11 protein-coding genes are annotated in these 14,605 nt (G+C 68.7%); 6 read left to right on the top strand and 5 right to left on the bottom strand.

Features of this window, described 5'->3' with window-relative positions; all coding sequences use genetic code 11:
• Nucleotides 1-18 precede the first annotated feature (18 nt).
• Both ACFPFG_RS31440 and ACFPFG_RS31445 read right to left on the bottom strand, forming a co-directional pair.
• The gene (locus ACFPFG_RS31440; RefSeq protein WP_043821544.1) at nucleotides 19-1,470 is read right to left on the bottom strand and encodes a catalase; all 1,452 of its coding nucleotides are present in this window, start codon (nucleotides 1,468-1,470) and stop codon (nucleotides 19-21) included.
• A gap of 262 nt (nucleotides 1,471-1,732) precedes the next feature.
• Nucleotides 1,733-2,275 carry a PAS and helix-turn-helix domain-containing protein gene (locus tag ACFPFG_RS31445; protein WP_012206070.1) on the bottom strand — a complete coding sequence of 181 codons (543 nt, stop codon included), beginning with the start codon at nucleotides 2,273-2,275 and terminating at the stop codon, nucleotides 1,733-1,735.
• A gap of 73 nt (nucleotides 2,276-2,348) precedes the next feature.
• Between ACFPFG_RS31445 and ACFPFG_RS31450 the strand changes: the two genes are divergently transcribed.
• The 6 genes from ACFPFG_RS31450 to dnaE all read left to right on the top strand — a co-directional run bounded on the left by ACFPFG_RS31450 (nucleotide 2,349) and on the right by dnaE (nucleotide 11,012).
• Complete coding sequence (locus ACFPFG_RS31450; RefSeq protein ID WP_013802011.1) at nucleotides 2,349-3,056, top strand: CoA transferase subunit A; 708 nt, start codon at nucleotides 2,349-2,351, stop codon at nucleotides 3,054-3,056.
• Nucleotides 3,057-3,058: 2 nt separating this feature from the next.
• Entirely contained in the window at nucleotides 3,059-3,697 is a 639-nt protein-coding gene (locus ACFPFG_RS31455; RefSeq protein ID WP_012206068.1) for a 3-oxoacid CoA-transferase subunit B, read from the top strand.
• Between the two features lie 102 nt (nucleotides 3,698-3,799).
• Entirely contained in the window at nucleotides 3,800-5,164 is a 1,365-nt protein-coding gene (locus ACFPFG_RS31460) for an HD-GYP domain-containing protein (RefSeq protein WP_197956027.1), read from the top strand.
• Nucleotides 5,165-5,254: 90 nt separating this feature from the next.
• Complete coding sequence (imuA, locus tag ACFPFG_RS31465) at nucleotides 5,255-6,127, top strand: translesion DNA synthesis-associated protein ImuA (RefSeq protein ID WP_380109818.1); 873 nt, start codon at nucleotides 5,255-5,257, stop codon at nucleotides 6,125-6,127.
• Between the two features lie 6 nt (nucleotides 6,128-6,133).
• A complete protein-coding gene (locus tag ACFPFG_RS31470) occupies nucleotides 6,134-7,633 on the top strand; it encodes a DNA polymerase Y family protein (RefSeq protein WP_380109821.1) in 1,500 nt (499 codons plus the stop codon).
• Entirely contained in the window at nucleotides 7,626-11,012 is a 3,387-nt protein-coding gene (dnaE, locus tag ACFPFG_RS31475; RefSeq protein WP_380109823.1) for a DNA polymerase III subunit alpha, read from the top strand. Before ACFPFG_RS31470 ends, dnaE begins: the two co-directional genes overlap by 8 nt.
• A 29-nt stretch (nucleotides 11,013-11,041) precedes the next feature.
• Here the strand turns inward: dnaE and tsaA are convergent, their stop codons facing one another.
• The 3 genes from tsaA to ACFPFG_RS31490 form a co-directional block, all read right to left on the bottom strand.
• Nucleotides 11,042-11,542 carry a tRNA (N6-threonylcarbamoyladenosine(37)-N6)-methyltransferase TrmO gene (gene tsaA, locus ACFPFG_RS31480; RefSeq protein WP_183018237.1) on the bottom strand — a complete coding sequence of 167 codons (501 nt, stop codon included), beginning with the start codon at nucleotides 11,540-11,542 and terminating at the stop codon, nucleotides 11,042-11,044.
• Complete coding sequence (locus ACFPFG_RS31485; protein ID WP_183018236.1) at nucleotides 11,539-11,901, bottom strand: winged helix-turn-helix domain-containing protein; 363 nt, start codon at nucleotides 11,899-11,901, stop codon at nucleotides 11,539-11,541. The genes tsaA and ACFPFG_RS31485 overlap by 4 nt, the downstream gene beginning before the upstream one ends.
• Nucleotides 11,902-12,264: 363 nt before the next feature.
• Nucleotides 12,265-14,547, bottom strand: coding sequence for an AsmA family protein (locus ACFPFG_RS31490; protein ID WP_380109825.1), 2,283 nt, complete (start codon nucleotides 14,545-14,547; stop codon nucleotides 12,265-12,267).
• Nucleotides 14,548-14,605: the final 58 nt, after the last annotated feature.

The raw sequence follows: 14,605 nt of genomic DNA on the forward strand, positions 1-14,605 counted from the left end.
GCCGTGGACGTCAGCCGGTCAGAGCGTGCCGGCCTTCTGGCGGGCGATGGCGTCGGCCACGCCCTTGCCGTAGGCCGGGTCGGCCTGGGTGCAGTGCGCTATGTGCTTTTGCACGATGTGATCGGACACGCCGGCGATGTTGCGCGCCGTATTCTCGAACAGGCGCTGCTGCGCATCGGGCGTGAGCAGGCGGAACAGGTCGCCGGGCTGGGTGAAGTAGTCGGCATCGTCCTCGCGGTAGTTCCAGCGGTCGGCCGCGCCGTGCAGGGCCAGCGGCGGCTCGGCGAAGGCGGGCTGCTCCTGCCACTCGCCCTTGGTATTGGGCTCGTAGGCAATGGTGCCGCCGTAGTTGCCGTCCACGCGCATGGCGCCGTCGCGGTGGTAGGCGTGGTAGGGGCAGCGCGGCGCGTTCACGGGAATCTGGTGGTGGTTCACGCCCAGGCGGTAGCGCGCGGCATCGCCGTACGAGAACAGGCGCGACTGCAGCATGCGGTCGGGCGAGGGGCCTATGCCCGGCACCAGGTTGGCCGGCGTGAACGAGGCCTGCTCCACGTCGGCGTGGTAGTTGCGCGGATTGCGGTTGAGTTCCATCACGCCCACTTCGATCAGCGGATAGTCCTTCTTGCTCCAGACCTTGGTCAGGTCGAAGGGGTGGAAGCGGTAGGTCTCGGCCTCGTGCTCAGGCATGATCTGCACGCACAGCTTCCAGCGCGGGAACTCGCCGCGTTCTATGGCTTCGAGCAGGTCGCGCTGGCTGCTTTCACGGTCGGAGGCGACCACGGCGGCGGCCTCGGCATCGCCGAAGTTCTCGATGCCCTGCTGGCAGACCCAGTGGAACTTGACCCAGTGGCGCTCGTTGCTGGCGTTGATGAAGCTGTAGGTGTGCGAGCCGAAGCCGTGCATGTGGCGGTAGCCGCGCGGAATGCCCCGGTCGCTCATGACGATGGTGATCTGGTGCAGGGCCTCGGGCAGGCCGGTCCAGAAGTCCCAGTTGTTCTCGGGCGAGCGCAGGTTGGTGTAGGGGTCGCGCTTGACGGCCTTGTTCAGGTCCGGGAACTTGAGCGGGTCGCGGAAGAAGAACACCGGCGTGTTGTTGCCCACCAGGTCCCAGTTGCCTTCCTCTGTGTAGAGCTTGACGGCGAAGCCGCGGATGTCGCGCTCGGCATCGGCCGCGCCGCGCTCGCCGGCCACGGTGGAAAAGCGCGCGAACACTTCGGTCTGCTTGCCGATGTCGGAGAACACCTTGGCGCGGGTGTAGCGCGTGATGTCACCCGTCACGGTGAAGGTGCCGAAGGCGCCCGAGCCCTTGGCGTGCATGCGGCGCTCGGGAATCACTTCGCGGTTGAAGTGGGCCATTTTTTCCAGATGCCACAGGTCCTGCAGCAGCATCGGGCCACGCGGGCCGGCCGTGAGCGAGTCCTGGTTGTTGGCAACCGGGGCGCCTGCGGCGGTGGTGAGCTTGTGGGTCATGGTCTCTCCTTGATCGAGGGGTGGTAGCGGCGCCGGCTTGCATGGAGGCAGCGCGGCGCTTGGAAAATCAATAGCTGTGTGCTATCGAATTGCTTTTATTGTTGTTTCGTTCTATGGATGCGGCAAGGCTTTGGCGATTGGCAAATCTCAACTGCGCCATAGCCAAAAATGCACAGCTGCTGCATGCGCCGATGACGGGCATGCTTTTTGCCATGGCATTGTGTTGCGCGGGCGGATACGGCCCGTGTAGGCCGTCGCCCTGTCAGCCCGAGACCAGCTTGTGGACCAGGTCGGCGGCCGTGGAGGCGCCGTACTTGCGCATCAGCCGCGCGCGGTAGATCTCCACCGTGCGATGGCTGATGGCCAGGGCGCGGCCGATTTCCTTGGAGGTAAGCCCCTCCAGCAGGCGGGCGGCCACCTCGCGCTCGCGCCCGGTGAGTTCGGCCTTGACGGGGCGGTGGGCGCTGAGGTCCTCGAAGCTCCAGATGCCCGATGCATGCGGGTCGCTGCGGTCCAGCGTGCGGCCCGTGACATGGCACCAGAACGTTTCGCCGTTGGCGCGCTTCATGATGCGGTTGTCCGAGTAGAAACCCCGGGCGTTGAGAATGGGCGCGATGCGCGCGCCCAGCCGCTCGTACTCGTCGGCGCTGGGGTAGAGGATCTGGAAGGTCTGGCCGATCAGCACCTCGCGCGAGGCCTCGAACATCTCGCAGACCTGGCGGTTGCAGTCGATCATGGTGCGATTGCGCGAGATCACGAGGCCGACGGGGGCGGCCTCGAACGCCAGCCGGTAATCTATATCCATGGGCAAATCTTTACGAAAAACTACCTATGCAAGTACGTAGTATCGTAGCGCATCCAATCTGAAGGAGACATGTGTGAAAAAGCTCTACCCCTCCGCGGAGCAGGCGCTCCAGGGCGTCGTGGCCGACGGGCAATTGCTGGCTGTGGGAGGCTTCGGCCTGTGCGGCATTCCCGAGGCCCTGATCGACGCGCTGCGTGACAGCGGCGCCAAGGGCCTGACGGTGATTTCCAACAACGCGGGCGTGGACGGCTTTGGCCTCGGCAAGCTGCTGGAGACGCGCCAGATCAAGAAGATGATCTCCTCGTATGTGGGCGAGAACAAGGAGTTCGAGCGCCAGTACCTGGCCGGCGAGCTGGAGCTGGAATTCACGCCCCAGGGCACGCTGGCCGAGAAGCTGCGCGCAGGCGGCGCCGGCATTCCCGCCTTCTTCACCAAGACCGGCGTGGGCACCATGGTGGCCGAGGGCAAGGAGCTGCGCGAATTCGACGGCGAGACCTATGTGATGGAGCGCTCGCTCGTGCCCGATGTCTCGCTGGTCAAGGCCCACCGGGCCGACAAGAGCGGCAACCTGCAGTTCCGCCTGACGGCGCGCAACTTCAACCCTGCCGCCGCCACGGCCGGCAAGGTCTGCATCGTGGAAGTGGAAGAGGTGGTCGAGGTCGGCGAGATCGCACCGGACGACATCCACCTGCCCGGCATCTACGTGCACCGCATCGTGCACAACCCGAATCCCGAAAAGCGCATCGAAAAGCGCACCATCACAGAAAAACAAGGAGCCTGACCATGCCGTGGACCCAAGACCAGATGGCCGCCCGCGCGGCCCAAGAACTCGAAGACGGCTTCTACGTCAACCTGGGCATCGGCATTCCCACCCTGGTGGCCAACCACACGGGTGACAAGGAAGTGTGGCTGCAGTCCGAGAACGGCATGCTGGGCATCGGCCCCTTCCCGACCGAGGATGCCGTGGACGCCGACCTGATCAACGCCGGCAAGCAGACCGTGACGACGATTGCCGGCTCGTCCATCTTCGGCAGCGACCAGTCGTTCGCCATGATCCGCGGCGGCAAGATCAACCTGTCCATCCTGGGCGCCATGCAGGTGTCCGAGAAGGGCGACCTGGCCAACTGGATGATTCCCGGCAAGATGGTCAAGGGCATGGGCGGCGCCATGGACCTGGTGGCCGGCGTCAAGCGCGTCATCGTGCTCATGGAACATGTGGCAAAGAAGAAGGACGGCACGACCGACCTCAAAATTCTTCCCGCCTGCACCCTGCCTTTGACCGGCGTGGGCGTGGTGGACCGTATCATCACCGACCTGGGAGTGATGGACGTGACGCCGCAGGGCTTGAAGCTCGTGGAACTGGCCCCCGAAGTGAGCTTCGAGGACATCCAGTCCAAGACCGGCGTGACGCTGATTCGCTGATGTTGCCGTGCACGGCCTGCCTTGGCAGGCCTGCGCAACGAGAGCCCGCCTTGCGCGGGCTCTTTTGCTTATATTTCAGATTTCGAGCCAATGGGAGCCTCTATGACGGATGTCGCGGCCGTGCGCAATCCACAGACAGCGCAGGGATGGAAGGACGAGGGCGTGCATTTCCTGCGCGCCGTCACCGACATGGCCGAGCATTGCAACGTGGTCACCGGCGAGCCCATCTTCAACGACAAGGGCGTCAAGCTCGTGGACAAGGGTGCGCGCATCGACGGCAACATGTACGAGCGCCTGGTCAAGCACAAGCTGCGCGACCCCATCGACAAGCACCTGGGCGTGGACAACCGCGTGGACGTGCTGGCCATCGAGGCCCAGTCCATGGTGCAGTGCGAGACCGTGGACCTGATGCGCCGCCTGGTGCAGTCGCTGGGCGGTACGGACCGGCTGCTGGCACCGCTGCGCCTGATGGTGCTGCCGCCGCAGATCGCCTTCAAGCTCACGGTCATGCGCGAGCAGCGGCCCGAGCTGTTCGCCCACAGCCTGCAGATGATGCTGGTGGCCGTCTACCTGGCGCTGCAAAGCGAATGGAGCGAGCGTGAATGCGGCCCCCTGGCCACGGCGGCCCTGCTGCACGACGTGGGCATGCTCTACATGGACCCGGCCTGGACCGACCCCAACTACCGGCTCACGGGCGCCGAGCGCAAGCACCTGGTGGCGCACTCGGTCACGGGCATGCTCATCATGCGGGGCGCGGGCGCGTATTCGCAGGACGTGGAAATGGCCGTGCTCGAGCACCACGAGCGCATGGACGGCACGGGCTATCCGCGCGGCGTGCATGGCGAAGCCATCTCCAAAATGGGCCGTATCCTGTTGCTGGCCGAGGTGGTCTCGGCCTTCTTCGACAAATTCCAGGACCTGCCCGGCCAGCGCCTGTCGCTGATGCTGCGCATGAACCACCGCCGCTATCCGGCCGACCTGGTCGGCATCCTGCTGCCGCTGCTCTACGACGAGATCTCGCCGGGCACGCCGCTGCCGCCGCTGCAGGCCGAAGTCACGCACAGCGTGGCAGCGCTGTCGGCCGCCTTCCAGATGTGGGACACGCTGAGCCAGGCCTTCCCCGAGCGCTGGCAGGCCATGCCCGACCACCAGGCGGCCGTCTACGTCGACTCCAGCATCAGCGGCCTGCAAAAGCAGCTGGCCGAGGCAGGGCTGCATCCCAACCAGCAAACCGACCTGCTGGCCTACCTCAAGGACGATGTGCAGGGCATGAGCGAGCTGGCCCTGCTCAGCCGCGAGGCCCTGTGGCAACTGCAGGCCATCGTCAACGCCTGCCTGCGCCGCTGGCCCGCCATCAATGCCCGCACCCACGCGGTGGACACGGCGGTCGCGCAATGGTGCGAAGCCTGCATGCAGATCGATGCCACGCCCCCGCCGGGCGGCGCAGCGAGAGCGCCAGCGCATTGAGACAGCCGGGCTTGCCCGGCTTTTTTACATCCATGGATCTCTGGGGAAATCAAGAGTGCTGTATATTCATACAGTATTTAAGGTTTCCCCATGTCCATCCACCACGCCCCTCAGCCAACGCAGCCCGCCCCCATGGCGGGCGCGGCGCGTGCGCTGCCCCAGTTGCAGGGCGTGTGGCGTGGCGATGGCTGGCAGCAGGCGCTGCAGCAGCGGGTCCAGCCTTCGGGCCATGCGCTGCTGGATGCGCAATTGCCGGGCGGGGGCTGGCCGCTGGGCGCCATGGTCGAACTGCTGCAACCCGCCCATGGCCATGCCGAATGGCCGCTGCTGCTGCCGGGCCTGGCGGCCCTGATGCAGCGCAGTGCGGGCCAGGTGGTGCTGGTGGCGCCGCCTTGCAGGCCTTTTGCACCGGGACTGGAAGCGGCGGGCGTGGCGGCGCACCGGCTGTGCTGCGTGGAGGCCGACACCCACCCCGGCGCCCACCCGGCAGGCGATGGGGCAGGGCTGGCCTGGGTCTGTGAGCAGGCACTGCGCTGCCGCGACGTGCTGGCCGTGCTGGCCTGGCTGCCAGCCGGCCTGCCCATGGCCACGCTGCGCCGGCTGCAATGGGCGGCCGCTGCGCAGGGGCGCATTCTGTGGCTGTGGCGCGAGGCCTCGGCCGGCTTGCAGACGGTAGCCTCGCCCGCGCCGCTGCGGCTGCGCGTGGAGACAGAGTTGGGGGAGCCGGGCGAAGGTGGCACGCCAGCCTGCCTGCGCGTGCAGTTGCTCAAGCGCCGAGGGCCTGCGCTGGAGCATCCCTTGAGGCTGCCGCTGCACCACTGGGCCTGGCAGGACGTGCTGCAGGCCCAGGCCCAGCGGCGCACCCGGCAGGCGGACGAGGCGCAGCGCTGGCTTCATGGACACGGGCAACTGCTGCCCTCCGAGACGCCCGCCCTGCAGGCGGCAGCGCACACCCTGGGGTGAGATGCCATGGCACAGCCGAATCAAGCACTGCACTGGATTGCCTGGCCGCTGCATGTCGCGCAGGGCGATGGCCAGGGCAACGGCGACAGTGATGGCGAAGGCAGTGCCTGCGCGCAGCAGGCCTGGTGGGCCCTGCGCTGGACGCCGCGCGTGGCCCTCTGGTGCGGGGCAGGGCAGGCCGTGGCGTTGATGGAGGTGGGCAGCGTGGAGCGCCTGTGGGGCGGTCGCCAGGCCATGCTGCTGGGCCTGCTGCGCGCGCTGCGCGAACAGCAGCCCGAGGGCGGCCAGGCGGGCGGCCCCCGGATGCCGTCCTGGGCCCGGGGCGCCACGGCGTGGCAGGCGCTGGCACGTCTGCGCTGGCGCATGCAGGGCGCGGATTCGCGCCAGCCCTGGCCGCCTGCCGACGCACTGCCCATCTGGACGCTGCCCGCACTGGAGCCGCATGCGCCGGCCCTGGAGCGCATGGGCTGCCGCCGCTGGGGCGAGCTGCGCGCCCTGCCGCGCGCGGGCCTGGCGCGGCGCATCGGGCTGCCGGCCCTGCTGGCGCTGGACCAGGCCTATGGCAGCAGCCCCCATGCGCTGGACTGGCTGGAGCTGCCCGAGCACTTTGCATTGCGCGCCGACCTGGGCTATCCGGCCAGCGACGCCCAGGCCCTGCTGCATGCCGCCCGGCCCCTGCTGCGTGCGCTGCAGGCCTGGCTGCAGGCCCGCCACCAGGGCGTGCTGGGCCTGCAACTGCGCTGGCACCACGATCTGCGGCGCGTGGACGGCACGGAGCTGCCGGCCTGGGAAGCGCTGGACATCCGCACGGCCCGGCCCGCCCAGGCGCTGGAGCACATGGAGCGCCTGCTGCGCGAACGCCTGGCCCGCACGCCCTGGCGCGCGCCTGCGGACATGCTGGAGCTGGTGGCGCTGGACACCGCGCCTTTCGCGGCCGATGCCGGCAGTTGCCTGCCACCGGCCGCGCCCGGCCCGGCGCCGCTGGGCGAGGCGGCAGGCGCGACAGACGCGGCCAGCGGCATGGCCTGGCATGAATGGGTGGAGCGCGTCTCGGCCCGCCGTGGTGCGCAGGGCGTGCGGGTGGCGCAGCTGCAATCGGACCACCGGCCCGAGGCCATGCAGCGCTGGACCCCGGCCTGCGAGGCCTTGCAGACCCCGCAGGCACAGCGGCGGCCCGCGCACGCGCGCAAGGCGGCCAATCCCTGGCAGGACCTGCTTCCTCCCTGGCTGCTCGATCCGCCCCAGCCGCTGCTCCTGCAGGGCAGCCGCCCCTGCTGGCAGGGGCCGCTGCAATTGCTGGCCGGCCCCTATCGGCTGGAGGCCGGCTGGTGGGGAGAGCCGCAGGCCGATGCGGCGCTGGCCGTGCGCGACTATTTCGTGGCGAGCAACGCGGCTGTCGGCCATGTCTGGATCTACCGCGAGCGCACGCCTGCATCGGAGCGGCTGCCAGGCATGCCGGCCCTGCTGTCGCCCGCCGCCTGGTTTGCGCAAGGCATCTATGGCTGAGCAGGACATCCTGCTGGAGCCGCCGCCCCCGCAGCTGCAGCGGCTGCAGCCCCCGCCCCAGGCCACCGGGCCGGTGTCCGGCATGGCATCGGGCCCGGGCCTGCCCGGCTATGCGGAGCTGCACTGCCTGTCGAACTTCAGCTTTCTGCGCGGCGCCTCTTCGCCCGCCCAACTGGTGCAGCGCGCCAAGGCCCTGGGCTACCAGGCGCTGGCCCTGACCGACGAATGCTCGGTGGCCGGCGCCGTGCGGGCCTTCGAGGCCGCGCGCGACTGCGAGATGGCCCTGATCCATGGCAGCGAATTCGCCTGGGGCCCGCTGCGCGTGGTGGCGCTGGCGCGCGATCTGAACGGCTGGGGCAACCTCTGCGAATTCATCAGCGCAGCGCGCGCCCGTGCCGAAAAGGGCCGGTACCTGGTCGATGCGGACAGCCCCTGGCATCTGCTGCGTGAAGGCTGCGAATGCATCGTTGTGCCGCAGCGTGCGCAGCTGTTGCCCGGCGATGTGCCCGCCATGGCCGAGGCCGTGCAGGCCGCCGTGGCGCAGCTGGGGCCGGGCTGCTGGCTGGGCGTGGAGCTGCTGCTGGCGCCCGACGACAGCCTGTGGCTGCAAAGCCTGCAGGACGTGGCAGGGTTACTGAGCCTGTCCTGCGTGGCCTGCGGCGACGTGCACATGCATGCGCGCTCGCGCAAGCCGTTGCAGGACCTGGTGACGGCGCTGCGCCTGGGCTGCACGGTGGCCGAGTGCGGCTTCGAGCTGCACCCCAATGCCGAGCGGCATCTGCGCTCGCGCTTGCGGCTGGGCGGCATCTATCCGCGCGCCATGCTGGATGCCACCGTGCAGATTGCCGCGCGCTGCGATTTCAAGCTCGATGAGATCCGCTACCACTATCCGCAGGAAACCGTGCTGCCCGGCATGGACGCGCGCCAGACCCTGGCCTGGCATACCTGGCAGGGGGCGGCGGGGCGCTATCCGCAAGGCATTCCCGACGCGGTGAGCGACAAGCTCAAAGAGGAACTGGCGCTGATCGCCGACTGCGGCTACGAGATGTACTTTCTCACCGTGCACGACATCGTGCGCTTTGCGCGCAGCGAAGGAATCCTGTGCCAGGGGCGCGGTTCGGCCGCGAACTCGGTGGTCTGCTTCTGCCTGGGCATCACGGCCGTCGATCCCACCTTGCAGACGCTGTTGATCGCGCGCTTCATCAGCCGCGAGCGCAGCGAGCCACCCGATATCGATGTGGACTTCGAGCACGCGCGGCGCGAGACCGTCATCCAGTACATCTACGAAAAATACGGCCGCGACCGTGCGGCGCTGACGGCCGTGGTCAGCTGCTGGCGCACGCGCGGCGCGCTGCGCGATGCGGGCAAGGCCCTGGGCGTGGATGCGGTGCTGATCGATGCCATGGCCAGGCAGCACCACTGGTTCAGCGATGCCGAGGACCAGGCGGCCGAGCCGGAGCCCGAACCCGATGACCCGGCCCTGGGCTGGGTGCGCTCCAAGCTGCTGCGCCTGGCCCGGCTGCGCGAGCGGCTGGGCGACGACTGCCCGCAACTGTCGCCCCAGCGTGCGCGGCTGTGGCTGGAGCTGGCCCTGCAACTGCGCGACAGCCCGCGCCACCTGAGCCAGCACGTGGGCGGCTTTGTGCTGACCGACGGGCCGCTGACGCGGCTGGTGCCCGTGGAGCCGGCCGCCATGCAGGGCCGCTCGGTCATCCAGTGGGACAAGGACGATCTGGACACCATGAATCTGCTCAAGGTCGATGTGCTGGCCCTGGGCATGCTCACCGTGCTGCGCGGCAGCCTGAAGGCACGCGCTGCGCTGCGCGGGCCGCGCTGGGAGCTGGCCGACATTCCCAAGGAGGACGCCGCCACCTACGACATGATCTGCCGCGCCGACACCGTGGGCACCTTCCAGATCGAAAGCCGGGCGCAGATGAGCATGCTGCCCCGGCTGCGGCCGCGCGTGTTCTACGACCTGGTGGTCGAGGTCGCCATCGTGAGGCCCGGCCCCATACAGGGCGGCATGGTGCATCCCTATTTGCAGGCGCGCGACCGTCGGCGGCAGGGTGATGCGCTGGTCCTGGAAAAGCCCGCGCTCGAGGATGCGCTGAAACGCACGCTGGGCGTGCCCATCTTCCAGGAGCAGGTCATGCAGATCGCCATGATCGCGGCGGGCTTCTCGGCGGGCGAGGCTGACGAACTGCGTCGCTCCATGGCGGCCTGGCGGCGCAAGGGCGGCGTGCACCGCTTCGAGCGCCAGTTGATCGACGGCATGCTGGCCAACGGCTACAGCGCCGAATTTGCCCAGGCCATCTTCCGCCAGATGCTGGGCTTCGGCGAATACGGCTTTCCCGAAAGCCATGCCTACAGCTTTGCCATGCTGGCCTATGCCAGCGCCTGGCTCAAGCGCCATGAGCCGGCCTGTTTCCTGATGGCCTTGCTCAATGCCCAGCCCATGGGCTTCTACACCCCCTCGCAGCTGATCCAGGATGCGCGCCGCCATGGCGTGCGCGTGCTGCCCGTCGATGTGCGCCACAGCGACTGGGACTGCACGCTGCAGGCGCCGCACGAGCGCATTGCCGGCGTCGAGCTGCCGCAGCCGGCCGTGCGCCTGGGTCTGTGCATGGTGGCGCAGTTGCCAAAGACTTCGGGCGAGCGCGTGGCGCAGGTCCGCGCGCAGGCGCCGTTCAGGAGCACCGAGGATCTGGCCCTGCGCGCCCGGCTGCAGCGCGCCGAGCTGCAGGCCCTGGCCGCGGCCGATGCGCTGCAGGGCCTGTCCGGCCACCGCCGCCAGCAGATGTGGGATGCGGCGGCCCTGCAGGTGCAGCCGCCGCTGTTCGCGGGCGTGCCTGTGCATGAGGCGCCCGTGCAGCTGGCTGCCGCGCCCGAGGGCGAGGAAATCCTGTTCGACTACGCGGCCACGGGCCTGAGCCTGCGCCGCCACCCGCTGGCCCTGCTGCGTGACCGCCTGCGCCGCCACGGGCTGCGCACGGCGCTGGAGCTGCGCGACACGCTGCCGGGCATGCGCGTGCGGGCCTGCGGCATCGTCACCGTGCGCCAGCGCCCGCCCACGGCCAAGGGCACCCTCTTCATCACGCTGGAGGACGAGACGGGCACGGTCAACCTGGTGGTCTGGCCCGATACCGTCACGCGCTGGGGCGAGCCCTTGCTGGGCGCGCGGCTGCTGGCGGTGGAGGGCATCTGGCAAAGCAGCTCGGATTGGGGCGGCGGCAAGGACTGCGGCGAGCCAGCGCCTGCAGAGCAGGCCGGCCTGGAGGTGCCCGCCGTGCGCCATCTCATCGTGCACCGCGCCCGCGACATGAGCCGCTGGCTGGGCCGCCTGGGCGGCGCCGGCGTGGCGAGCCGCAATTTCCACTGAGGGCTGTTGCCGTTGCTGCCGCTGCAGGCTCAGGCCATGCGGTCGTCCGCGCGGATGTCGGGCATCTGGTCGATACGTTTGCCGAACCAGCCGATGCGCTCGGTCTGGCGCACATCCAGCCTGGGCACGTAGGGCTTGATGTCGAGCACGGGCGTGCCGTCCAGCATGTCGTTGCCCAGGAAATGCAGCACCCGCCCTTCGCGCCGCACCAGGCGCACGATGGACAGGCCCAGCCGGTTGGGCCGCGCCGGGGCTCGCGTGGCGAACACGCCGTGGCTGCTGTCGTCCATGAAGGGCACGACTTCCAGCTTTTCCACGGCCTGGTGCAGATGGGTGATGAGGATCAGGTAGTCAAAGCCTTCGATGTCGCGCAGCCCGGCCTCGAATTCGGGATGCAGTTCCACGCTGCCGGCCTCGTCGGCCGCACCTGCCGTCTGTATGGGCATGCCCACCGGGTCGGTGAAGCGGCTGCGCACATGGCCGATGGAGCGGCAGGCGATGGCCTGCGCCGTGGAGCCGGCCGCGCTCATGCGCTCGTTCCCTGGGGGTTGAGCAGGCGTGTCAGCGCGGCGATATCGGCCGCCGCCGCCATGCGCGCCGTGGTCTCTATGGAGCGGTAGTGCCTGACGATGGCTTCGCCGGTAGCCGTGAGCGAGGCGCCGCCGCCGTGGGCCCCGCCAGCGCTGGTGTTGACGGCCGGTGTCTGCAGCGCGCGGTTCATCTCGTCGACCAGCACCCAGGCGCGCCGGTAGGACATGCCCAGCGATCGCGCTGCAGCCGAGATGGAGCCCGCCTCGGCAATGGCTTCGAGCAACTGCACCTTGCCGGGGCCGATGGCAATGGTGCTTTCGTTGTATACGCGCAGGCGGAACTGGACTTTGGAGGACATGGGGAAAGGACTTGGCACAGGAGAAAAGCGAACGTCAAGGTTAAGCGAAATCAACGGCTTGCGCCGTCGCAGGGGCTAAGGGGAAATACGCAATGCATGGATCGCTACAGCGAATGGTGCTCTGGCAGGGCGTTCCTGCACACGGGCTGTCGGGACCTGAGCGCTGCCGCTGCCGCCGCTGCTGCCACGGCGCCTGCTGCCTGCGCATCGTCTGCGAGGGCATCGACGAGGCCCTTGACCTGCCGGCACCGCGCCTCGATGCCTGTGTGCCGCGGCGCTATTTCGTCACATTGCCACCGGGTTTGCTAGCCTTTTTGCGCCAATGCAGCGCGGCGCGTGCCGCATCAGGGCCCCGCGTCTACTCTACTTCTTGCTGCTTTCCGCCAGCAGGCGCTGGCATTGCGCATCTTCCTCGGCGGCCGGCACCGTGAGCGGTACCAGCGCCAGGGCCGCTGGTGCCACCACGGCGGCGGCCACGGCCGCGCCCGCGCGCAGCAGCAGCGGGCCGGGCTCCACGCCCACCTTGGGCTGGGCGAAACTGCCGCGCACGTACAGCGGCGTGCGCAGCGAGAAGAACTTCCACTTCAGCGACTCGGGGACGATGCGCAGGTCCATGGTCTCCTGCGCCAGGCTGATCTGTCCCGTGGCCTCGATGATGGCCTCGGGCGTGGCCAGCTTGACGTTGCGGGTGCGCGCAATGCCCTGCTTCACGGTCAGGTCGGCAACGGCGCAGTTGAGCTGCACTTCCTTGTCGGCGCCGAACAGTTTGGTAACGATGACGCTGCCCAGGTTCAGCGCGGCCAGGTCCAGCAACTGCTTGCTGAAGCGGCCATCGCGCACATACAGGCGGATGTCGCCCGAACTGGTGCCCAGCCACTCGGCGATGGACTGGCCCCGGCCTTCCAGCCCCAGGGCGCCGTCCATGCTGCCCAGGCTTTTCTTCATGAGTTCGATCTCCGGGAACAGGGCCGACAGCTGCAGCCCCTCGACCTTGCCCTTGAGGCTGGCCTTGTTCGGCTTGGCGCCGCTGTCCACCACCGCCTCCAGGTCCAGCTTGCCCTTGGCCATGCCAAAGCGCAGCGGCGACAGGCGCAGCACGCCGTTGTCCATGAGTGCATGGACACTGAAGTCCTCGATGGGCAGGGCCTGGGGCCGTTCTATGCGATCGCTCTTGAAGCGCACGTCCATGTCCATGGCTTTCCACTTGCTGGTGTCAAACCGCTGGGTGGGCAGGGCCTTGCCGCTGGCGACCTGCTTGCTTTTTTGTCCCTGCTTGGTGGAAGGTGCTCCCACCACCGGTCCCAGATCGGCCAGGCGCAGCTTGCGCGAGGCCAGGTCGCCGCTGAGCTTGGGCCGCGGCTTGCCCGATGCGTAGTGCAGCGTGCCGCGCAGATCGCTCTGGCCGACGCGGCCTTCGAAGTTTTCGTAGTCCCACTCGGCGCGGCCGGGCTGCAGGCTGCCGACCAGATGGCCCCTGGTATCGAAGGGTGGGGTGCGCGGCAGCAGCAGGCCGGTGAGCGGAAACAGGTCCGCCATGCTGGTGCCGCGCAGGCGCACCTGCAGGTCCATGCCCTTGAGGGCGCGGGGATTGTCGAGAATGCCCTCGGCCTGGGCGCGCAGGCTGCCCGCGTGGGCCCACAGTTTCACGGGAAAGCGTGCCTGCTCGCTTTGCAGGTCCAGCACGGGTCCTATGAGACCCTGGGCCTCGACCGTGGCCTTGGCGATGCGGCCGGTCAGGCCGACGCGCATGCCATAGGGAAAGTCTGGGCTGGGCGTCTGCACAAGGCTGTCCAGGCGTGCGCGCACCGCCATCTGGCGCAGGCCATCGCTCCAGCCCACCAGGCCGCCGCGCAGGCTCAATTGCGCCACCTGGAAGCGCCAGCGAGGACCCGTGGACTCGGGGCGCTTGAAGGTCCAGTTGTTGCTGCCGTCCTTGCGCCGTGCGAAGACCAGGTCAGGCCCTTCGAGCTGCAGATGGTCCAGCAGCACGTGCCGGCCCAGCAGTGGCCATAGCCGCAGGCTGGCCGTGGCGCGCGCGGCCGTGGCCATGGTGGCGGCGTCGCGCGGAGGTGGGGCCATTTTCTCGTCGGCAAGGACGATGCTGTCGCTGTCGATCCTGGGCGCGGAAGGGCTGGCCTGCGAGTCCTTGTCCCTTTCCTTGCCTTCGTCCTTGTCCTTCGCCTTCCCCTTCCCCTTGGGCTGTTCCTTGGCTTTCTCCTCGGGCAGGCGGCCCTTGTTCAACTGGTCGGGCGGCGCAGGCAGGGCGGGCAACTCGGCACTGCCCTTGGCCGGCTCCTGCTCCACCTGCCAGCCTTCGGGCTGGCCCAGGGTCAGCTGCTCGGCTTGGACGGTGACGCCAGGAATCCAGTGACGCCAGCCCTGGTCCAGCGGCTGGGGCCAGTTCCATTGAAGCCGCAGGTCGCCTTCAATCGCGAAATGCCGGCCGGTGCTTTCACTGACCCGCTGGTTGACCCAGGGCTTGGCGCGGTTCCAGTCGTAGGTGGCAATCAGGACCACGACCAGCGCCAGCAGCAGCACCAGGGCCGAGGCCATCCACACGAGGATGCGCAGCCAGCGGCGGCGCGGCGGGTGCGATGGTGCCCTGGATGCTGGCGTTTGGGGGCTGTCGGTCGCTGTGTCGGTCATGGCGCAGGGGGCCGCGAAATGGAGTTCGGTCCATCCTAGCGCCGCAAAACCGCTTGCC

This window comes from Delftia deserti (assembly GCF_042653485.1).
GTDB lineage: Bacteria > Pseudomonadota > Gammaproteobacteria > Burkholderiales > Burkholderiaceae_C > Comamonas > Comamonas acidovorans.

What these genes read in the sequence shown, in the direction of transcription:
- imuA (WP_380109818.1), top strand. Translation starts at nt 5,255, where the DNA reads ATGTCCATCCACCACGCCCCTCAGCCAACGCAGCCCGCCCCCATGGCG.
- tsaA (WP_183018237.1), bottom strand. Translation starts at nt 11,542, where the DNA reads ATGAGCGCGGCCGGCTCCACGGCGCAGGCCATCGCCTGCCGCTCCATC.
- ACFPFG_RS31445 (WP_012206070.1), bottom strand. Translation starts at nt 2,275, where the DNA reads ATGGATATAGATTACCGGCTGGCGTTCGAGGCCGCCCCCGTCGGCCTC.
- dnaE (WP_380109823.1), top strand. Translation starts at nt 7,626, where the DNA reads ATGGCTGAGCAGGACATCCTGCTGGAGCCGCCGCCCCCGCAGCTGCAG.
- ACFPFG_RS31455 (WP_012206068.1), top strand. Translation starts at nt 3,059, where the DNA reads ATGCCGTGGACCCAAGACCAGATGGCCGCCCGCGCGGCCCAAGAACTC.
- ACFPFG_RS31485 (WP_183018236.1), bottom strand. Translation starts at nt 11,901, where the DNA reads ATGTCCTCCAAAGTCCAGTTCCGCCTGCGCGTATACAACGAAAGCACC.
- ACFPFG_RS31440 (WP_043821544.1), bottom strand. Translation starts at nt 1,470, where the DNA reads ATGACCCACAAGCTCACCACCGCCGCAGGCGCCCCGGTTGCCAACAAC.
- ACFPFG_RS31470 (WP_380109821.1), top strand. Translation starts at nt 6,134, where the DNA reads ATGGCACAGCCGAATCAAGCACTGCACTGGATTGCCTGGCCGCTGCAT.
- ACFPFG_RS31460 (WP_197956027.1), top strand. Translation starts at nt 3,800, where the DNA reads ATGACGGATGTCGCGGCCGTGCGCAATCCACAGACAGCGCAGGGATGG.
- ACFPFG_RS31490 (WP_380109825.1), bottom strand. Translation starts at nt 14,547, where the DNA reads ATGACCGACACAGCGACCGACAGCCCCCAAACGCCAGCATCCAGGGCA.